Genomic DNA, 19,928 nt, shown 5'->3' on the forward strand with positions numbered 1-19,928 from the left:
GTCATGATCGAAGTGCGCGGGCTGCAAAAGTCTTACCAGGATGTGTCCGTCCTGCGCGAGATCGGGTTTACAGTCCAGCAGGGCGAGTTTTTTGGCATCATCGGCCCGAATGGGAGCGGAAAATCAACGCTTTTGAAAATGCTCTCCGGTGTGATTGCCGCTGATGCGGGAGAAATCACGCTCGCGGGCAAACCGGTTGGCCGCTATACGCGCAAGGAGCTGGCGCGGGTTCTCGCCGTACTCGAACAGGAGGGGCTGCCTCCGGTCGGCTTTCGCGTTCGCGAGGTGCTGGAAATGGGGCGCTACCCGTACCAAAACTGGCTGGGCGAGGAACAGACAGACGTCGGGCCGCTCATCGACGAGATCATGCAGCTTTTGGGCCTGACACCGCTTGCCGATCGCACGCTGGATCAACTGAGCGGAGGGGAAAAGCAGCGCGTCGCCTTGGGCAAGGCGCTCGTGCAAAAGCCGCAGGTGCTGCTTCTGGACGAACCGACGACTTATCTCGATATCGGCTACCAGATTCAACTGATGGACATTGTGCGCAAGTGGCAAAAGACGACGCAGGTGACCGTGGTCGCGGTGCTCCACGACCTGAATCTCGCTTCGCTCTATTGCGATCGCATCCTGATGCTGCACAAAGGCGAGCAGATCGGCGTAGGCACGCCAACAGACATGCTGCAAAGCGACCGGATCGAGGCGGTGTACGGGACGCGGCCGATCGTCATGGAGCATCCTGTCCACCGTTTGCCGCAAATCATGCTGCAATCCGGGTCGTAATGGGGGAATACAGATGATCGTACTCGTGACAGGCGGCGCTCGCAGCGGCAAGAGCACCTTCGCGGAAAAATACGCGGCCCATCTGGGGCAATCGGGCGTCTATATCGCCACCGCGCAAGCTTTTGACGAGGAGCTGCAGGAGCGCATAGCCAGGCATCGCGAGCGCAGGCGAACGAGCGCGTTTTGCTGGGAGACGATCGAGGAGCCTTACGCCCTCGCAGACGTGATCCGCTCGCTTGGGCAACGGGACGAGCTGGCGCAAAAAAAGGCGGTCGTCGTGGTCGATTGCCTGATCGTCTGGCTGTCCAACTGGCTGATTTGCCACGAGCAGGACGAGGCGTTCGCGCGCACGCTTGCGCAGGCAGACGAGCTGATTGCGGCTGTAGAGGACTTTCCCGGGACGATTTTGTTTGTCACAAATGAAGTCGGGGCCGGACTGGTGCCGGAGTATCCGTTAGGGCGCATGTTCCGCGATCTGGCAGGCTTGATGAATCAGCGGCTGGCGACGGTGGCCGACCAGGTGTTTCTGCTCACAGCAGGCATTCCGCTGGAACTCAAAAGCAGGGCGTTTCGCTTTTAGGCAGGGGAAAAGACGGTTTCGCGTCGTCTTTTTCCCTTTTTTGTGCTATACTATAAGAAAAGCAATGGAAAGGATCAGGATACCATGCGTCCCCATAGGACGATCTGGAAACGGTATGACCTCTCCTACATCTAGCTTCGTAGTAGTCGACCGTCACTTGGACGACTAGCCTACTACGAAAGCGAGGCCCTTTGTATGAGTAGCGACTTATACTTGCGATGTTCCTCCGTAGTCGGTTGGTCGTCTGTGCCAAAACCGACAAAAATGCGAGGAATCGATGATGAGGAGAGCGCTGCAATTTACTCGACGTTACGGTATGATTTTGTTTGGAGCATGTTTGCTTGCTTTTGCGTATTATCACATCAACTTTCAGAACCACTTGTCTGAGGGCGGCTTCGTCGGCCTGGGGTTACTGGCCAAATACGCCTTTGACCTGTCGCCAGCGATGATGATTTTACTCTTGGACATCCCGCTGTTTCTGGTTGCCTGGTTAGTGCGAGGGCGTCAGTTCATCTGGGACACGATCTTTGCCTCACTGGCGTTTACCGGGTTTTATGAACTGTTCGAACAGTTTTCCCCGATTGTGATGGATATGAGCAGAGTGATGCCGCTCGCTTCTGTGTTGTCCGGGGTATTGACCGGACTCGGCACCGGGCTGGTTCTGCGCTACGGAGCTGCGACAGGCGGCGACGATATTTTGTCCCTGTTGCTCAGCAAGTACACAGGATTGTCGATCGGTACGATTTTTCTGTTGCTGGACGCCATGGTGTTGGGCCTGTCGTTCTGGTATGTACCGATGAAAGAGATGCTCTACACCATTTTGGCCGTCGTCATCTCCAGCCAAGTGATTACCTGGACGGTGAATGCCGGCGGTGCAGGAATCGCTGTGGAGGAAGAGGCGCACGGACATGGCAACGTCTCGATGACACACCAATGATGAGAAATCCAGTTGAAAAACATGCCTATACAAAAGCGCGAAAAAGGCCAGGTCGGTTTACCAGTCGACTTGGCCTTTTCCCTGTTCCTGTACATAACGACACGGGGAAGTAGTGGATACTAACCCATACGTAAAGCTGTCTGACGGAAAGGACGGGGTCTGCATGAGCGATCGTTTTTTTGGCAACTACAAAGCGTTCGTGGTCATCCCGGAAAAAAAACAAAAGGCGGGGCCGAAAGCGTTTGATCCGAGCGACTACACCCGCCACTTCGTTCTCACATTTTCCTTGTATGATTCGCTGATTGCAAACTGGAAGGAAGCCGCCAAGTTCAAAGTCCAGCCGCGACAGGGCCTGGCGCGAGTCGTCGACGACTTTAACCTCAAGCATGGCGGCGATGCTTACCTGCAAATTTTGGAGATGGAGGAGGACCAGTCCTACTTTGTGCTGGCGCTGTCCTGCAAAACAGCCAGCGATCAGGAGCAGGCGGTCATGAACCGGATCACCCATCTGCTGGAAAAAGATTTCGCGACGGACCTGTTGATCGGAGAAACGTGGTACCAGCTTATTGGCACCAAAGGCAAGTTCGAGCGCAAGCTGTTCTCCTACAGCATCCAGCCGTACCACTAGCCGCCGAAGTAGTCGGCGAGACCGTCCACGATCGCTTGCGCTGCTTTTTCCTGGTAAGCGGCAGTGCGAACGAGCTGCTCGTCTTTCGGATTCGACAAAAAGCCAAGCTCAACAAGCACAGACGGCCTGTCGTTTTCGCGCAAAACGTGGTAGTCGCCGAAAGAAATGCCGTTGCTCTTCAAGCCGATCCCGCCTGCCAGACGAGTCTCGATGCTTCGCGCGAGGTCGTAATCTTTGTTTTGCGCGTAAAAAAACGTCAAGGTCCCGCTGTTCGGCTTCGTGGAGGAGTTGTAGTGAATACTGACAAAGGCGTCCGCCGCCTTCGCTTCGCTAATGGCTACCCGCTGGGCGAGAGAAGGCTTTTCCGCATCGCTCGTCCGGGTCAAAATCACCTGTGCCCCTCGCTGGCGCAGCTTGCTCGCCACCAGCAGCGAGGTTTGCCGATTCAGCGTCTTTTCTTCGGTACTCCATTTGGTTCCGAGCGTCCCCACGTCGCTTCCTCCGTGCCCCGGATCAATGACAATCACTTTTCCCCGCAATCCGCCTGACTTGTTGCTGCTGCTTGCGACGCGGTTGCTTGTCCCCTCGCGGATGTACATGGACGATACCCAGCCTGTTTTTCCATCGGCGGTTCTGGTTTGCAGCCAGTCGGCCTGCTTTTTGAGTATCTCAACCTGTGTGCCCATGGCGAGCACATGAAGGATGTCGTGCTCCAGCCCAGGGCCTTTGCGCATGCGCAGGGCATCCGCCGCTACGGTCCCGGTCTTTTTGCTTGCCGACGCAGCAGGAGCGGGAGCAGGAGCTGGCGAGGCAGCAGTGCCTGCTTTGCCTTTTTGCAAATAATAGCCGGCTACCCAGCCGCTCGCCTGCTGGTATTTGATTTTGACCCAGCCATGGGAATCTTCCGAAACGACAGCCACAGTAGTGCCGTATTTCAGCGTGGCGACGACGGACGACTGGAGGGACGGTTCGCTGCGAACGTTCAGGGAAGTCGCGACGACTTTTGCCTGGGAAGAATTTGCTGTTGCTTGCGTCGGCTCCATGAGCGCGGGCCATGCCAAAAGCGCCGTCAGCAGGCCCGCTCCCAGGAGTGACGCTGTTTTTGCGGTTAGTTTCATGATGTGTACCTCTGGTCTCGATTGTCTGTCTCTCTTTGGACAATGATAAAGGGAAACGAAATCGTCCAGTAGTGCATTTTTTCCTGATTTTTCTTAGGAAATTAGTGGAGGGGAGGCGCGTAGCGGGCCAAAGCGTTTGCCGCCGACTCGGCCATGCGCCGTTTGAGCTGGTCGTTTTCCACTACTTTTACCCGCAAACCGAGAAAGCGGAGGCGCGACAAAATAAACTCCTGCTCGTCTTGCAAAAAACGGAGCGTAATCGTGTACTCCTGCGTGTCCGGGTCGTAGGCGACTTCTTTGTCGAAGCAGGAAAAGGCGTACAAAATGCGCTGCAGCTCCGGGTTGTAGCGGCGCACGACCTGAATTTTCGCCGTTTGTCGGCGCGCCGCGAGCATGTTTTCGATCACGGGCAAGAAACTGTCGTACCACGCGTCCTCGACGTAGATTTCCTTCGCGGAACGGATGAGCGACAGCGGCGTTGTGAGCAGATGCTCGGAATCGAAGGTCAGCCAGATGAGATACCAGTCTTTTTTGGCGAGCGAGAACTCCAGCTTGTACGGGACGCCGCGCTGGTTGCGGTAGGCCCGGCCGTTTCGGGTGCCCGCGTGGATCAGGATGTGGTTTTTGCCGAGAATGATCCGGCGCAGCTTGCGGACGAGCGGATGCCAGACGTTCCGGGTTCGCGCTCCGGCTTTTTCGATGAACAGCTCGCGTTCGTCAGCCGGCGCGTAGGCGGCTGTCAGTTGTTGCAGCTTGGACAGCGTCCCGGCTTCGAAAAAGCTTTGCGCCGCCGGGTGCTTGAGCATCATGGCGAGCCACGCCTTTTCGTGCGACGTCACCGGGTACAAGCCAGCCTCGTCCAGCCGGGTGACGAGCTGATAGTTGTGGATTTTGTCAAACAGATTCATAGTAAGCGAGCAGCTCCTTCCATTCCTTTTGAAATTGCCTGCGCAAAAAGAGCGGCTCCAGCACCTCGCAACTGGAACCGAAGCTGCGAATCCACGGCGTGATCTCCAGCGTGCTGTTGACCGTAATTTCGTAGAGGAAGCTTTCCCTCGTCTCTTCCGTAATCACGCCCCACTGGCCCTGGGCCTCGACCCGTTCCTTGATGAACGAGTGCGGCGTCCCTTTGGGCTGGAAAAATTTCAGCCGGATCGTCACAGGCTCCCCCGTATCAATCAGCCAACTGTGTTGAATGCGCTCGTCTACGCGCGCCTGCATGCGCGAAAAAACGTCCGGCGCAGCCTGTCGGCCGAGAGCAAGCTGGGTGATCCCTTCCACCCGGTACTTTCGCAGCGGTCTTTTTTCGCTTTCCTGGGCGAGCAAATACCAGCGTCCGTACTGATGGTCAAACACGACCCGCAGCGGATATACATTCTGCGGCTTGCCCGAGGAGTCGCGCAGGAAGGCGGGGTTCGTGTTTTGCGAATCGTAAAATTTGCGCCGTTTGGGCGTGAAGTAGCAAAATTCCACCATTCTTTGCTCGGCGATCGCAGTGGCGAGCAGCAGCGCCTGATGCTCGTCGAGGATGCGGGACACAAAGTGGTACTTGTACAAAAAGACGGCCCAGTCCTCGCGCTCGAGCCGGGTGTCCAGGCAGCGCTTGACTTTATGGCGCAAAAGGTAGCCGGGCACAGCGGGGAGCTGGGTGTTGGCCATGACGTCGATAAAGTCATGCAGGTCCAACAGCTCGTCATCGGCGAGCGAATTCCACAGCTCCTGGTCAAAATGATAAACATAAGGCCGCGCGTCGCCGCTCTTTTTGATGACGGCCAGCTCTTCCAAGTATTTCAAGTCCTGGCGCAACGTTTTTTCGTCCGGCACTTCGCCCGTCGGAGTCGCGAGAAACGCGTCCAGCAGCTCCTTGATCGAGCGCGGCTGCTGGCTGAGCTGCTCGAGGATGCGGGACAGCCGCTCTACCTCCGATTCCTTGAGCGATTTGGCGTGGTAGAGGAACATCAAAAAATTGTCTGTCACAGCAAAGTAGTTGTAGCGAAGCTGCGCGTAGTAGCCTTTTTTCTCGCTATCTGTCACGTGCTGGTAGAGGGTGGACTGAATCTCCCTGAGCTTTTTCACGGTTTTGTCCAGCGTATGGACGGAAATGCCCAGCCGCTCCGCCAACTGCTGGCGGTTGTACGCCCCTGCGGTCAAAAACATCAGGCGCAGCAACTGCAATTCTTTGTCAAAGCCTTCTTTTGCCATCCGCATTCATCCTTATCTGTGCGGTAATTTCCAAATTAGTCCTCATATTACGAAAGCGGGGGAGCACAAGTCAAGACGTGGCGACGATTTTGCCAAAAATAGCGGGTCGTAATACTTTTGCCATGTTCAGCCATGGAAAAATCAGCGAAGATAGCAGCAAGAGAAAGCCGTCGCGTTGTCTGCTGGCGCGGCTCGGCAAGGAGAGGAGCAACAACGAAAATGAAAACGATCGATCACGGGAATTGCCATCGGGAAGTGCAGCTTGGCGCTGGCTCCGTTCACGTGTTTGCCAATGACGAAGTGTTTGCCACATTTGGGCAGCGCGTGTTCGAGATGGCGGAACATAACTTGCGCATCCCTCGCAATGTGTACTTTTCCTATACGCCGGATGCCCATGTCGGAATCGGGACGTGCATCGGGACGACGGCCGTCTGGAATATGCATGACGGGTTTGTGTCGCCCTCGATTGTCGGCTCGGATATCGGCTGCGGCATGCGCGTGCACCTGACGCCGCTGCATCGGGATGAGCTGAAAGACAAGCAATTGAAGCGCGAGCTGATTCAGGCGATTGAAACGTACGTGCCGACGACGGAGCGCGGGCAAACGAGCTACACCGATATTTCCCTCGAAGAAGTGGTGAAGCATGGCCTGAACGGCCTGCCTGCCGCGTATTTGGCGGAGCCGGCGGGCGAGCCGGGCGGGGTGAGCCGCTCCTTGACTCATGTGGAAAAGCATACATTTGCCTTCGATCACGCGGCGCTTGCGCACATCCCGGCCAAGTCGTGGCAAAGAGCGTGGGGACAGCTCGGCACGCTCGGCGGCGGGAATCATTTTATCGAAATCCAGTCGCTCGAAATCGCGGAGGACAACCGGGAGATCGCACAGGAATGGGGCTTGTTCGACGGGCAGGTCGTCATCATGATTCACTCCGGCTCCCGCGCCTGGGGCGCCATGCTCGGACGGGATTACACGAAAAGCTTCAAGGAAGCGATGTTCAAGTGGGGGATTGAAAATCCGGAGCCGAGCCTGGTCTACGCCCCGATTGATACAGAGGAAGGCAAGCGATATTTGAACCTGATGTACTCGGCCTTGAATTACGCGGTGGTGAACCGCCATCTGATCGGCTATGCGGTCGAGCGGGCTTTCCGGGACGTGCTGGGAAAAGACTTTTCCACGCCGGTCCTGTACGATTTGATGCACAATTACGCCTTGCAGGAATATCACCGCAACACGCCGATGCTCGTCCATCGCAAAGGGGCGACCAAAGCGCTTCCGGCTGGCCACTTCCAAAATCCGAAGGCGTACAAAGACGTGGATCAGATTATTGATTCCGTCGTGGGGGCAAAGCTGGCGACAGTCGTAGCCAAGTGCAAGCCGCTCGTCGCGATCAAAGGAGTATGAGCCGAGATGGTTTCCGCTGCCGGGCGGGAGCCATCTTTTGCTTTCCTTTTGGCAAAATAGGTTCGAATGTAACATAAATTGCACCGCTTCCCCAACCGATATGAGAAAAGAGACCAAATAGGGGAGATAGGGGAACAGCTATGGCTACATACTACTACTTCACCTGCCAAAAGTGCCGGACCCGGGGGGGAGTTTTCGGCGAACAACCTTGGGGGTGGGGGAACTTTGACATGATCGAGTCCTTTAAGTTCCTGGCTCATCACATTCGCACGTGCGGGGAGGAGCACATCCGCGTCATCTCGGAGGAAGTGGACGAATACATCGATCAGCTTCACGGAGAGTACAACACGTTCCTGGAGCAGACGAAGCATATTTTTCCGCACTCGAAGGATTGGGAGTTTCTCGACCGCTGGAAGTCGCTAAAAGTTGAGGAATTAAAGGAAAAATGGGTAGAGGAAAACCGGATTGCCCACCCGGATGACCGCTTGAAGATTTACGGCACGCTTGTGGAAGTGGAAGTTTTGCAAAGAAGGGCCGGACGCGTTTCCTTCCTGGCGACCGTGACGGACCGTGAGAAAACAGCGTGGAGGCTTTCTGCCACCATGCCCGAATTGCCTGCGCTCGAGCAATCCTATATCATCATAGGAGTAAGACAGGATCATCCGGAGCTGGGGGAGATTGTGGAAGTGTTCAAGATGATTCCCCAGTCTGCAGATACGAAAGAGAGGGATCGCTAGGATGAAGCTTGAGTCCATCGGCAAACTGCTGGAAACAGTACGAAAGCGCAATCCGCTGGTGCACAACATCACAAACGTCGTCGTGACCAACTTCACGGCCAACGGCTTGCTCGCCCTCGGCGCGTCACCTGTCATGGCTTACGCCGAGCAGGAAGTCGCTGATATGGCGAAAATCGCAGGGGCACTCGTCCTGAACATGGGAACGTTGAACGAACGCGAAGTAGAAGCGATGCTGATCGCCGGAAGCTCGGCCAACTGCCACCAGGTCCCGGTGCTGTTTGACCCGGTAGGCGCAGGCGCAACCCCGTACCGCACGGAAACCGCGCAAAAAATCGTGCGCGAGCTGGACGTGACCCTCATTCGCGGAAACGCGGCAGAGATTGCCAACGTCATCGGAGAGGCGTGGGAGATCAAAGGCGTGGACGCAGGCGAGGCGGGCGGAGACGTCGCAACGCTGGCAAAAGCGGCGGCGCAAAAGCTGAAAACGGTCGTGGCGATTACCGGAAAGGTCGACGTCATTGCCGACGGCAGCCGGGTGTACGCCATCCATAACGGCCATCCGATCTTGACCAAAGTGACAGGCACGGGCTGCTTGCTGACTTCAGTGATGGGCGCATTTGCCGCTGTGGAAAAAGACACGCTGTTAGCCGGAGCCGCCGCGCTCGTCACATACGGTGTCGCCGCCCAGCTCGCCGCGCAAAAGACGGCCGACGAAGGGCCGGGCAGCTTCCAGATTCAGTTTTTGAATGCCCTGTCCGTCGTGACCGCCGACGATGTGCACCGCCTGGGGGTTATCGAGCAGGTGGGGCTGTAGGCGAAAAGCGTGTAGGCGTGCAGGCATCTGTCCGTGCGATTTGCGGCAGCCTGTCGTTGTTGGGGGAGAGGGGATTCCTCCTGTTCCAGTTAAAATTTCTTCGTATTTTAAGAAGGAAGCGGATAAGGAGAGAGCTAAGAGAGTGGGTGCGTGACGAACAGGGGGATGCAGTGGGCTTCGTGCGGAGCGGCCGCGTGACGGACAGATGGATGTAAAGGGTTTTCGTGCGGAGCGGCCACATGCCGGACAGGCGGAAGTAGCGGCATTCGTGCGGAAGCGGCCACATGCCGGACAGGCGGAAGTAGCGGCATTCGTGCGGAGCCGTCACGCGCGGGACAAGCGGAACTAGCAGGCTTTTGTACAGAGCGGCCCGCTACTCGCAAGCCGCCACTCCGTTGCTTCGCTTTGCCATGCGCGGTTTGCATGGCTTTTTTGTACCGGACGAATTGTCAAGACAAGTGCGACAGAGCTTCCATGAATGATTCGTAAGCGGTCTTCCAACCCAGACATTTTCTTGGCCGATTGTTAATGAGCTCCAAGGCCTGAATCAGTTCCTCCTCGGAGACTTCGGCAAAATCCTTGCCTTTGGGAAAAAATTCTCGCAGAAGGCCATTTGCGTTCTCGTTCGTGCCCCTTTGCCAGGAAGAGTAGGGATCGGCAAAGTAAATGTTTACGCCATGTGCTGACTCCAGCCGTTCGTAACAGGCAAACTCTTTGCCACGGTCAACGGTAGCTGTTTGAAACGATCCTTTCGGTAACGACTCAGCAACGAAACCAAAGGCCTTTTCCATGGAAGCCGAGGTACGATCAGGCATCTTTACGGCAAGGTAAAAGCGTGTCTTGCGCTCAGCGAACGTCGCGACACACGCCTTACTTTTTCCACGGCTGGAAACAACCGTATCCAGTTCCCAATGACCAAAGCTCTCACGCTTTCGTACTTCCTTGGGTCGCTGCCGAATGGACTTTCCTACGTTGAAACGACCACGTGTTTCGATTGGTCTCCGGCGTTTCCCTTTGTGGCGCAAAACGGTGGTATCTCCTTTAACCAAAAAGCCCTGATACAGCCAGCGATACATCGTTTTAAACGACACTTTCTGTTCGGGGCATTCCTGACTCATCCGTCCGGCAATCTGCTCGGGAGACCAGGTCTGCGCCAGCTTACTGGCAATGTAATGCTCACGTTCAGGAGTCCGCTTGCCTCTGGGAACAGACCGTTCGCGACGTTTCTCGTAAACCTCTTGCGCGGCTTCTGCCTGATATTCCCCTGCCTTACAACCCCGTTTTAACTCACGGGCAATGGTAGCATGATGCCGTTTGAGTTCTCTGGCAATGGCGCGGGCAGACCAACCCAAACGATGAAGGAGTGCTAGCTCACTACGCTCTGTTATGCTAAGATGTGTATAACTCATGATTGATTCTCCTGTGTAAATGGTGTTGTGGTGACTTCATTTTACACGAATCAATCATGGGCCGTTTTTTTATCTAGGTGTCGCACTTGATATTACAATCTGTCATATGGCTAGGATTAGGATAGGTAAGTTAGGGCGTAGCTGTAGTTTCGCAGCGTATAGGATAACAGCTTCTTCTGGTGCTCCGAGAGCGCGAGGAATACAAATTCTACTTGATCATTTTCAAACGGGCGGACATAAAAGCAGGAAATTCCATGACAAATAATTTCTTTCTTTAACGTCAGTGCTGCACTGGCATCGGTTCGTATATGCACTTCCACGGCCTTGTACCCTCCTTGGACATTCACTAGAGTACCAAAAAAAGCCAAAGGAAAAACACGGGAGTTATGGCAGATTCATGTCCAAGGTGTTACCATTTTTTGTATGAAGAATGACAATCGTGACAATTCGCAAAACAGCCTATTTCAAGTCGTCCGGAATGCATTTGGAGCGGGAAAAATAGGCGGAAATCATCGCGGCCACCCTGCCCTTTTCCGTGTTCATGTCGATTTTGTTTTGCAAGCAGCGCAAAAGCTCCTGGTCGCAGCTACAGGAAAAATAGCCGCGCTTTTGATAGCAGCGGTCGTGCTTTTTGCAGCAGCGGTCGATATCGTCAATCGGGGCGCCCGGCCCCGAACAGCCCGGGCCGCACCAGTTTCCGTACAAACAAGGAATCCGACCTGCCCGCCGTCTTCTTCTGCCCACCAGCCATCACTCCGCATCGTCAATGATTATTGGTAGCATATTGGAAAAGCGGGGAAGTTGCTTTAGGCAATTTCCACGAAAATTGACGCAAAAACTTGCGAGGCAGAGCGGAGAGAGGGTGGTGTCATGGCGGTCGCTGCCAGGACGAGAACGCCAGCGGGGAGCCGCTTCGTTTTCACAGATTTGCACGCAGAAAAACTTTTAAAATACTCCTTGAAATCGGCTGTTAGATATGATAGATTAGTTCTTGCCCGAGCGATATGCGAACAGGGCAAGCGGAAAATTTGGATGGATGTCCGAGCGGCCGAAGGAGCACGATTGGAAATCGTGTAGGCGGGGTCGACCCGTCTCGTGGGTTCAAATCCCACTCCATCCGCCATCATGGCCCGTTGGTGAAGCGGTTTAACACAGCAGCCTTTCACGCTGTCATACAGGGGTTCGAATCCCCTACGGGTCACCTAGTTCCCCCACAAAGCGAAGTGGATGCGTTGTAACAACGCCGAGTACTTTGCGGGGCCCCAACAACTGGTTGGAACCCGACTTTTGTCGGGGAAGAGTGGAGGCTTAGCTCAGCCGGGAGAGCATCTGCCTTACAAGCAGAGGGTCGGCGGTTCGATCCCGTCAGCCTCCACCATTTTCATATTTGCGGTCGTGGCGGAATTGGCAGACGCGCTAGATTCAGGTTCTAGTGGTGGCAACACCGTGGAGGTTCAAGTCGAACCAGCCGTATCATATCAGCATATTTAAGGGTTTTAGGATGCTCAGAGAATTAAGTGGGCTGACTGAAACCCTTTTTGCCTACTTATGACCACTTTCTTCCGATGCAAAATCATCGTGGAAGGAAGTGGTTATTTTGTTGCTCAAATTTGCTGTTCAGGAATTTTTAGACGACAGAGAATATAAGAACCTGTCCAAGAACACAATCGAAACATATCGGATTTTCCTAAAGGATTTTCAAAACTTTTGCGTCTCCCAAAGTATCATCAATCTTCACGAAATCACATCGGGAACAATCAAGAGTTATTTGCTGATGTGTCAAAAGGAGCAGGGAAACAACGCAACAACTCGAAACACAAAGCTTCGGACGTTGAAGACGTTCTTTAATTACCTCGAACAAAACGAAGTAATTGCCACAGGCAAAAACCCGACAAAGAAAATGGCTTATGCCAAAGAGGAAATAAAGATTGAAGTCTTTACCGACGCTCATATTTCGCAAATGTTGAGTTATTTGAGACGTGTAAAAAGACGTGAACGGACATTCCATGCCTATCGGAATTACGTCATGATTATTTTCCTTTTGGGTTCTGGTTGTCGCCTTGGGGAAACTGTGAATTTGCGCTGGAACGATGTGGATATGGTCAACGGGGTTATCACCGTTTGGGGCAAAAAGCGAGAAGTGAGCAGTATACCAATTACGGAAAAGCTTATCAAGGAGCTTGCTGAATACCGCTTGTATTGTGAAAAGTATTTCGGCAAGGTGGGCGAGTATGTATTTGTGACTGACGAGAATAAACAGTTGTCGCCAAATTCAGTTAAGTGCATGTTCAAGAAGCTTAAAAAGGTCTTTGATTTTAAGGATGTTCGTTTATCTTGCCATACTTTCCGACACACTTTCGCTCATCGGATGTGCATGAACGGATGTGACGTTTTTACTCTTCAAAGGATGTTGCGTCATACTGAAATCGAAATGACGAGCCGTTACATCTCCATGTGGGGAACTGCATTGAAGGAGCAGAACGACAAATACAATCCATTGAACCATTTAGAGGTTTGAGGAAGAACGGTAAGAACAATTAAACGCATGAGGGCTTCCAGAAGGCTTTCTAAGCCTGTTTTATAGTGGGAGAAGAAATACCTTGTCCTTGTAGCTGTAAAGCCGTACAGGGCGAAAATGAGCGTTTGACAGTGGATGGTTAAACCGTTGTGTCAGAATATGAATATGACGTTCCGAACCGAAGTGGTAAAGAGGGAGATGAATGACATCTCCCTCTTTACGTTCCCCATTCAGCACCATATTGGATTATCTTTGGAACTAGCGTCTGAGAATTATCAGTAGTAAGTAATTGCGGAGTCAATACGAGCGTAAACAGCATGTTAGATGCAATTAAAACTTTAGCTAAGGTTTTCATTAACTCACACCTCCGTAAAAGCGTTTAGCACTACATTACATTATATTACCAAAAGTACGACTTGTCAAATATGTCAATTTTTGGGTATAATGATAGGAGCTACTATTACAGATAAGGAGGTATTATTCGATGGCAAATGTAACAGACAAAGAAACACATCTAATCTTACAGCACATCATTAACAAGATTGAGGAAAATAAGTGGGAAGAAGCGAAGAAACAGTTCGACAGTTTGGAAGCAGAGCAAATTGAAGTAGAGGACAAGAGTATCTATTGGTGGGCAAGCGCTCGCTTCAATCACAGAAGTCAGAATTTTGCTGTTGCAGAAAAACAGTATCTACTGAGCATTTCGTTAGCTAAAACAGCCTATGAGGAAAAAGCTAATGCTACAGACTATGTTAGGGTACTTTCCTCGATGGGGCTATTTTACTCTCAATTTGGCGAAGCCAATAAAGCAGTTCCATATTTGATGACTGCGAATCAGTTGATAGATAGACATGAAATTGGAGGAGTTCAAAGGGTTCTTACATACTATTCAAAAGGTGTTATGCATGGAGTGCTGGATGAGTATGTGTCAGCGATTGAATGGCTAAAGCGTGCAGAAGAATTGAATGTTTCGTTGAAATTGCTTTATAATGGGGCAGACATACACATAGTAATGGGAATATGTTATCACAAGTTGTCACAATTCGAGGATGCTGAGAGAAGCTTCTTGAAAGTGCTGGATATTCTGAAAATCATCCCAGATGAAAAGCTAGAAGCAGTTCTTGACCTGAATTTAGGAAGACTTTATAGAAGAACAGGTCGGTACGAAGAAGCACTCGAACATCTTCACTCTGCCTTAGAACTACATCAAGAGGCTGACAGAAAGCACTCGGTTAAGAATACCACCCTAGAATTAGCAAAAGTGTACCGTTTAATTGGTCAGTTAGAAGAATCCAAAAGACTTTGCTATTCAGTCCTTGAAGATTGCACCACGGACGAACTTTTAGCTGAAACTCAGTACGCTCTTGCGGAAACGCTTTATTGTGACAAGCAGTTTGATGAAGCTCTTAAAAACGCAAAGCTTGCATTGCAGTATTTCAAAAAAGACCCAAATAGACTTGAATTTGCAAATAAGACTTATGAACTGATTGTAAAAATATACGAGAAGAGTGATTCATGAGCAACGGAGGTGAGATACAATCACCTCGTTTTTTGTTTGAGCCTAGCTTCTAATTATTTTGTAAATATAAAATGGGCCACTAGCGTTGCATTAATCTTTTCATACCATTCAAAATCATCATAACTTTCAGCGTTCAAGTGTTCTCAGGCATAAAAAAATCCTTTACACTGGAAAGGTCAGGTAGTTCCTGTCCAAATCCAACGCAAAGGATAGACCATGGACAAGAATACCCTATTTTCTTCATTTGGTAAATACATTTCACCCATTAATATTGTGAAATTTCAACAACGGATAGACGAAACGGATCAGGACAAGTACGTGAAAAAGTTAACGACCAAAGCATATCTACTCCTGTTTTTGCATGCTCAACTTCAGCAACGAGAAGGACTCCGAGCCATTGCAGATGATGTTTTATCAAAGAAATTCCAGCGAGAGTTAGGACTGTCGTCGATTAGTCCCGCTCAGCTTAGTCGCAAAAACAATCGAGTAGATCCAGCTTTGCTTGAAGAAATATTTGTTGACCTTGTAGGGCAAATTCAGAGACACTCGGGCAACACGTATTCCCTTCGAAAAGACATGAAAATCATTGATTCTACAACGATTGGGCTGTGTTTGCAGAAGTACAAATGGGCAACTTTCCGTAAAACCAAGGCTGGCATCAAACTTCATCTTCGTCTCGTCTTTGCCGACCAGGGGGATGTGTATCCTGAAAAAATAACCATCACGGGTGCCAAGTCCAATGACCGCACTCAAATGGAATCGTTGATTGATGAGATCGGTATGATGTACGTCTTTGATCGAGGGTATGTGGATTATGAAAAATTTGATGAATACACGGACAAAGGCATCTTTTTCGCTTCTCGTCTAAAAGATAACGCCGAAATCCGTCATCTTTATGAATTCAAAATCCCCTTGGAAAGCTCCGTTTTATCGGATTCCATGATCCTTCTTGGAACGCCTCAAAAGCGGGTAGATAACGTGCTGCGACTCATTGAAACGCTTGATTCGAAGGGAAATCTCATTCGAATCATTACGAATCGGTTCGACCTGGAAGCAGAAGAACTCAGCGACATCTATCGTTGGCGTTGGCAAATTGAGCTGTTTTTCAAGTGGATAAAGCAGCATGTAAAGATCAAGAACTTCTATGGAACGAGTGAAAATGCGGTACGAAACCAAGTATTACTCGCACTCATTGCCTACTGCCTGTTGCTCCTTGTCAAACTGGAACAAAACAGTCAGCACAGCTTGTTGCAGATCAGGAGATGGCTAAAAGTGTTTCTTTGGCAAACGTTCGAACAATGGATAGGTAGAATGAATTACCAGTCCAAACGAACATCCAGAGGGCGACAGAAAAGGAATTAGGTATTGGTTGCTGTTATCACGATTGTAATAAATGTATAAAACTACCAAATGGACAGTGGCTACCTTTTGCTTGGTTGCTGCCGTTTTTGGTTGTGTAGCTGAAAATGTCATTCAGAATACTTCGACAAATTACGAACGCATTTTTTATGCAACGCTAGTGAAAATGGGCAGGTATTTAAACCTGCCCATCATCTATTGCTTTCCTGCCATGAATGTGATAATCCCTATGGCAGACAACATAACACCAACCCCCACAATAGACCACATAATAATTTTCCACTTTCTTGCCATATCGTCATTTCCTTTCAACGCCTTCATTCCAACTCCAAAACCTATTTCCTTGACTAAGGATTAATCGGTCAAGCCATCTTTCAAAGCCTTCTAGAAGCTCTGTACGTTCCCCGACTCCGATGATAATTATATAATCTTCTCTACCATTTTTAACTTTCTCACTGTCGATATACATATATTCACCGTGTCCGTAGAAAGTCCCCATGTGATACCAACTATGAGGAAATGTATTGTCTCTACTAGGACGTGTCTGAAAACTAAAGAAAATGTGGTATGATTTAGGAAAAACGAATGGAGCAACGAGCATGATTCAAAGACGGTACGAAATAAACGATGAACAGTGGGAACAAATTCAGGACATGTTCCCCCCCTATCGAACAGGACGTCCGTCCAAATTAAGTAATCGTACCATGTTTAATGCCATTCTTTGGATTGCCCGAAGTGGTGCGGCTTGGCGAGATTTGCCGGAAGAACGTTATGGTTCATGGAAAACGGTCTACAGTCGCTTCTGCAAGTGGAGAGATACCGGATTACTTGTCGCCATCTTCCAAGCTCTTCACGTAGAACCTGACTTTGAAAACTTGAGCATCGATTCTACATCGGTCAAAGCTCATCAACACAGTGCGGGTGCTAAAAAAACGCAGAAGGACACGAAGTAAATCAGCACATAGGCGTCAGCCGTGGCGGAAAGACAACCAAACTTCATACCGTCGTCGATGGATTAGGGAATCCCCTCGCTTTTCTTCTCACGGGGGGGCACGTCTATGATTCCGTTCCAGCGATCAATTTGCTTCAAGGGTTTGATCTTACGGGAAGCCATATTGTTGGTGACAAAGCCTACGGCTCAGAAGGCATTCGGCATTGGATTACGGCTAAGCAGGCAGCGTACACCATCCCGCCTAAAGCGAATAATAAAAATCCTTGGAAAGTGGATTGGTACCGCTATAAAGAACGGCACTTGGTGGAGTGCTTCTTCAATAAAATCAAACATTTTCGACGAATCGCTACTCGTTACGACAAGCTGGCCAAATCATTCCTAGCGTTTGTATATGTCGCGTCCATCTTTAAACTAACTCAATAATGAGTTTTCAGACACATCCTAGCGTGATACTGCATTATTTCTTCGATTGAGTGTATAAAAATCTGATGCGTTTCACTTATAAACAAGCCAGCCCCATTGTGCATTGACAAAAACTCCTTGTAGCTGTCAGGCAACACCCATCCTGTTTTCTCTGTAAAGGATTCGATTTCTTCTTTTGATGCAGGGTTATTCCACTGAAACTCCACGTCAATCAAATCACCAGTATATTCTTCTTGAATGAGTGTATAGCCTTTGGATACTCTAACCTTCAATGAATCCAATATTGGCACTATGTCTGGTTGCATGAATTTCCCCTCCATAAGCGAACGCATAATTTGGTACATTTTACTGACATTTAATTTTTCAACTGCGACATTAAACAAGGCAGGTTGCAAACCTTGCCCTGTTACTCTTCATGGGATATTTTGAAAATAGTTACAGTCTCAAAATATAAATTCCTCATCTCATCTTCTTGAATACTTGGTTTAAGTTCTTTAAACCAATCTGCTTCTAAATCCTCATCATTAAGTACGTTTCCTCTCCAAAGGGACAATCCCAATTTAGGAAAGGTATATGAGTAGCCTAAAGAAGCATCTTCATTTCTATCATACGGTGAAATCTTATCTAGCATTTGCACGAGCTTGCTTGCTTTCGTATTAAACACATCAATATCTCTAAACAGACAATAGTAATAGTCTTTCAGTAAATTGGAGATATGAATATGGGACACTTTTCCATCTGCATCATATTCGCATTGGACATCTTCATAAAAATGCGGTTCAATAGATTCATTCTTACTCAACTGAACATATCTCTCGACTTCTTCTTTAGTCATTCCAAGCTTAATTACATCTATTGAGTGTCCTTCCTCAATAATTAAATTTTTCATATTTTCCCCCTAGTATCTTGGTAACGGAAAATCTGAACACAACCTTAAACTATTAGAAGAGTAAGGATGTGTTCAGATTAATGTTACTGTTATGTTACTTTACACCCCAAAATTGTAGTGCCAAGTAGGATGCCGCAACAATATAATCGTTATACTTATCTGCTAAGTTATTATATTTCCCTTCTGGGTCACTTACTCCTTTTAGACCATCTACTTCATATTTAAGTAAGCCCATGTAATCTTTGGCATTCATATATCGCACTTCTTCGTCTCTAAATCTTTGAGAAGAACTGTAGTTCCCCCAGTTAGGCGTTTTTACATGGTCATCATACATCATCCTAACAGCAGGAAACTGTCCAGTATTTTTGAAACCTGCTTTTTCTAATGAACTAGCCGCAACGATATGGTGTCTTTCACCGCCCAAAGCATCCATTGAACTATAGGAGCGAGCATCGAAGTTATATCTTTGCCAAGTGAACTTATTGTTACCACTTTTATTATCATATCTCCAAGTTGTTCCATCCTCAACTACAGTTATATCATATTCAAAATAATCTGAAACAGCATCTTTGCTTTGTATCCACTTGAATACATTTCCAGTACCAACGCTTTTCTTATCGAATTTAATGCTATTATCGAACTTCCAATCTTTTCTTTGTTTATTGTACTTTTTCAATGTTCCAGATATCGAGTCAATTTTATCTTTGCCAACATTAAGAATGTCTACAGAAAAATCAGAACCACTCGTACTATAAGCAAGATACCAAACGTTACTAATCGCATTATCTGGTGAGCGTTCTACTAGCAAGTTTTCCTCGATAGTAATTTCTTGCGGTTCAGGCATCTTCAACCCTAATTCATTCACTATCTCCTGAATGTCACTATCACTAATTTCACGCAGGATTAAAGGTTTTTCCATCTCAGTAAAATCAATTTGCTCTGATAGGAAATTATACTTTTCGTTTCCAGTGCTTAATAGATGTTCAAATCCTTGCTCCGTAATGTAATCTGCAACATCTGGATGTTCGCTGATTTCATCTAACTTAATATTCTCAATCAGGGAAGGAGCTTCCTCTTGTGCAATCGTGATGTTAGAAAATACACTAGAAACTAACAGAAGACATAACAGCATGAGCGATGTGATTTTTTTGACACTCATCCAAACTCTACCTCCACAGATTATTTACTTTCTTTTCCAGTATATATTGTCATTTTTTGTATGTACATAGGACTTACGTCATATTGTCAACCATTCAATTAGGTAGGTTTACAATTAGTTCGCAGAGATTTAAAAATAAAAAGGAGATAGGTGCATTCCTGCCTTCTTACCACTTGAACCATGAAATTTGCACACGGTGAAATTCATTTGTGCTGAGTTTTGAGCGCGAATGACACTTAGAGGGGAGTCATCCATGCTCGAATGTGAGCAAAATTGACACAGTATAAACAAGAAGATAGAACTATAAAGAATAGATAAAGACGACGAGCGTTCTGCAACAGCATGTTCTATTTACAAAAACTACCTTTTTCCCAATTATGTCATTTTTTTCGTCACCTATTATAAATAGAGTTATATATTATACATATACTACTATAGAGATATAAGATTATAATAACTCTATTTATATAAGGCTCCGCAAAAAATGACATAATTGGAGAAAA

At 49.0% G+C, this 19,928-nt stretch carries 21 protein-coding genes and 3 tRNA genes; 15 read left to right on the forward strand and 9 right to left on the reverse strand.

Annotated elements, in window-relative coordinates:
• Positions 1-3: 3 nt before the first annotated feature.
• The 4 genes from M655_RS09760 (at position 4) to M655_RS09775 (ending at position 2,925) form a co-directional block, all read left to right on the forward strand.
• A complete protein-coding gene (locus M655_RS09760) occupies positions 4-780 on the forward strand; it encodes an ABC transporter ATP-binding protein (protein WP_005829098.1) in 777 nt (258 codons plus the stop codon).
• A gap of 13 nt (positions 781-793) precedes the next feature.
• Positions 794-1,360, forward strand: coding sequence for a bifunctional adenosylcobinamide kinase/adenosylcobinamide-phosphate guanylyltransferase (gene cobU / locus M655_RS09765; RefSeq protein WP_005829097.1), 567 nt, complete (start codon positions 794-796; stop codon positions 1,358-1,360).
• 277 nt (positions 1,361-1,637) lie between these two features.
• Positions 1,638-2,297 (forward strand): YitT family protein, encoded by a 660-nt coding sequence (locus tag M655_RS09770; protein ID WP_007784680.1) that lies wholly within the window; start codon positions 1,638-1,640, stop codon positions 2,295-2,297.
• Positions 2,298-2,460: 163 nt separating this feature from the next.
• Positions 2,461-2,925: a hypothetical protein gene (locus M655_RS09775; RefSeq protein ID WP_007784678.1), complete on the forward strand. Its 465-nt coding sequence runs from the start codon at positions 2,461-2,463 to the stop codon at positions 2,923-2,925.
• On the opposite strand, the gene M655_RS09780 is transcribed toward M655_RS09775, so the two are convergent.
• The 3 genes from M655_RS09780 to M655_RS09790 all read right to left on the reverse strand — a co-directional run bounded on the left by M655_RS09780 (position 2,922) and on the right by M655_RS09790 (position 6,245).
• The gene (locus M655_RS09780; protein ID WP_026557423.1) at positions 2,922-4,043 is read right to left on the reverse strand and encodes an N-acetylmuramoyl-L-alanine amidase family protein; all 1,122 of its coding nucleotides are present in this window, start codon (positions 4,041-4,043) and stop codon (positions 2,922-2,924) included. The genes M655_RS09775 and M655_RS09780 overlap by 4 nt on opposite strands.
• 101 nt (positions 4,044-4,144) lie before the next feature.
• Positions 4,145-4,951, reverse strand: a complete 807-nt coding sequence (locus M655_RS09785) for a WYL domain-containing protein (protein ID WP_005829090.1) — start codon at positions 4,949-4,951, stop codon at positions 4,145-4,147.
• Positions 4,938-6,245 carry a helix-turn-helix transcriptional regulator gene (locus tag M655_RS09790; protein ID WP_026557422.1) on the reverse strand — a complete coding sequence of 436 codons (1,308 nt, stop codon included), beginning with the start codon at positions 6,243-6,245 and terminating at the stop codon, positions 4,938-4,940. Before M655_RS09790 ends, M655_RS09785 begins: the two co-directional genes overlap by 14 nt.
• Positions 6,246-6,464: 219 nt before the next feature.
• Here M655_RS09790 and M655_RS09795 point away from each other — a divergent pair, with 219 nt between their 5' ends.
• The 4 genes from M655_RS09795 (at position 6,465) to M655_RS09810 (ending at position 9,546) form a co-directional block, all read left to right on the forward strand.
• Entirely contained in the window at positions 6,465-7,646 is a 1,182-nt protein-coding gene (locus M655_RS09795) for an RtcB family protein (protein WP_007784671.1), read from the forward strand.
• Positions 7,647-7,876: 230 nt separating this feature from the next.
• Positions 7,877-8,383 (forward strand): hypothetical protein, encoded by a 507-nt coding sequence (locus tag M655_RS09800; RefSeq protein ID WP_237716657.1) that lies wholly within the window; start codon positions 7,877-7,879, stop codon positions 8,381-8,383.
• Position 8,384: 1 nt separating this feature from the next.
• A complete protein-coding gene (gene thiM / locus M655_RS09805; RefSeq protein WP_005829082.1) occupies positions 8,385-9,197 on the forward strand; it encodes a hydroxyethylthiazole kinase in 813 nt (270 codons plus the stop codon).
• 205 nt (positions 9,198-9,402) lie between these two features.
• Positions 9,403-9,546: a hypothetical protein gene (locus M655_RS09810; protein WP_197186690.1), complete on the forward strand. Its 144-nt coding sequence runs from the start codon at positions 9,403-9,405 to the stop codon at positions 9,544-9,546.
• 100 nt (positions 9,547-9,646) lie between these two features.
• Here M655_RS09810 and M655_RS09815 read toward each other — a convergent pair whose 3' ends face one another.
• The 3 genes from M655_RS09815 to M655_RS09825 all read right to left on the reverse strand — a co-directional run bounded on the left by M655_RS09815 (position 9,647) and on the right by M655_RS09825 (position 11,350).
• A complete protein-coding gene (locus M655_RS09815; RefSeq protein ID WP_129552198.1) occupies positions 9,647-10,606 on the reverse strand; it encodes an IS30 family transposase in 960 nt (319 codons plus the stop codon).
• Between the two features lie 116 nt (positions 10,607-10,722).
• Positions 10,723-10,926 (reverse strand): hypothetical protein, encoded by a 204-nt coding sequence (locus M655_RS09820; protein ID WP_005829080.1) that lies wholly within the window; start codon positions 10,924-10,926, stop codon positions 10,723-10,725.
• A gap of 139 nt (positions 10,927-11,065) precedes the next feature.
• Positions 11,066-11,350: a phospholipase A2 family protein gene (locus tag M655_RS09825; RefSeq protein WP_007784666.1), complete on the reverse strand. Its 285-nt coding sequence runs from the start codon at positions 11,348-11,350 to the stop codon at positions 11,066-11,068.
• A 286-nt stretch (positions 11,351-11,636) separates the two neighbouring features.
• Between M655_RS09825 and M655_RS09830 the strand changes: the two genes are divergently transcribed.
• The 7 genes from M655_RS09830 to M655_RS09860 all read left to right on the forward strand — a co-directional run bounded on the left by M655_RS09830 (position 11,637) and on the right by M655_RS09860 (position 17,377).
• Positions 11,637-11,729 (forward strand) — tRNA-Ser (locus tag M655_RS09830).
• Positions 11,730-11,733: 4 nt separating this feature from the next.
• Positions 11,734-11,807: transfer RNA gene (locus M655_RS09835), tRNA-Glu, on the forward strand.
• A 101-nt stretch (positions 11,808-11,908) separates the two neighbouring features.
• A tRNA-Val gene (locus M655_RS09840) sits at positions 11,909-11,984 on the forward strand.
• Positions 11,985-12,203: 219 nt separating this feature from the next.
• Positions 12,204-13,124 carry a tyrosine-type recombinase/integrase gene (locus tag M655_RS09845; protein WP_026557421.1) on the forward strand — a complete coding sequence of 307 codons (921 nt, stop codon included), beginning with the start codon at positions 12,204-12,206 and terminating at the stop codon, positions 13,122-13,124.
• A gap of 484 nt (positions 13,125-13,608) precedes the next feature.
• Positions 13,609-14,643, forward strand: coding sequence for a tetratricopeptide repeat protein (locus M655_RS09850; protein WP_026557420.1), 1,035 nt, complete (start codon positions 13,609-13,611; stop codon positions 14,641-14,643).
• 216 nt (positions 14,644-14,859) lie between these two features.
• Positions 14,860-16,005 carry an IS4 family transposase gene (locus tag M655_RS09855; RefSeq protein ID WP_005837477.1) on the forward strand — a complete coding sequence of 382 codons (1,146 nt, stop codon included), beginning with the start codon at positions 14,860-14,862 and terminating at the stop codon, positions 16,003-16,005.
• A gap of 596 nt (positions 16,006-16,601) precedes the next feature.
• A protein-coding gene (locus M655_RS09860; RefSeq protein WP_170206163.1) for an IS5 family transposase occupies positions 16,602-17,377 on the forward strand; the annotation gives its coding sequence in 2 pieces (ribosomal slippage) (positions 16,602-16,929 and positions 16,929-17,377; 777 coding nt in all).
• On the opposite strand, the gene M655_RS09865 is transcribed toward M655_RS09860, so the two are convergent.
• The 3 genes from M655_RS09865 to M655_RS09875 all read right to left on the reverse strand — a co-directional run bounded on the left by M655_RS09865 (position 17,371) and on the right by M655_RS09875 (position 19,425).
• Positions 17,371-17,682, reverse strand: a complete 312-nt coding sequence (locus M655_RS09865; protein WP_286085998.1) for an SMI1/KNR4 family protein — start codon at positions 17,680-17,682, stop codon at positions 17,371-17,373. The genes M655_RS09860 and M655_RS09865 overlap by 7 nt on opposite strands.
• A gap of 101 nt (positions 17,683-17,783) precedes the next feature.
• Complete coding sequence (locus tag M655_RS09870; RefSeq protein WP_026557419.1) at positions 17,784-18,266, reverse strand: hypothetical protein; 483 nt, start codon at positions 18,264-18,266, stop codon at positions 17,784-17,786.
• Positions 18,267-18,360: 94 nt separating this feature from the next.
• The gene (locus M655_RS09875) at positions 18,361-19,425 is read right to left on the reverse strand and encodes a hypothetical protein (RefSeq protein ID WP_026557418.1); all 1,065 of its coding nucleotides are present in this window, start codon (positions 19,423-19,425) and stop codon (positions 18,361-18,363) included.
• Positions 19,426-19,928: the final 503 nt, after the last annotated feature.

This window comes from Brevibacillus sp. NSP2.1, from assembly GCF_000470975.2.
GTDB classification, from domain to species: Bacteria; Bacillota; Bacilli; order Brevibacillales; family Brevibacillaceae; genus Brevibacillus; species Brevibacillus agri.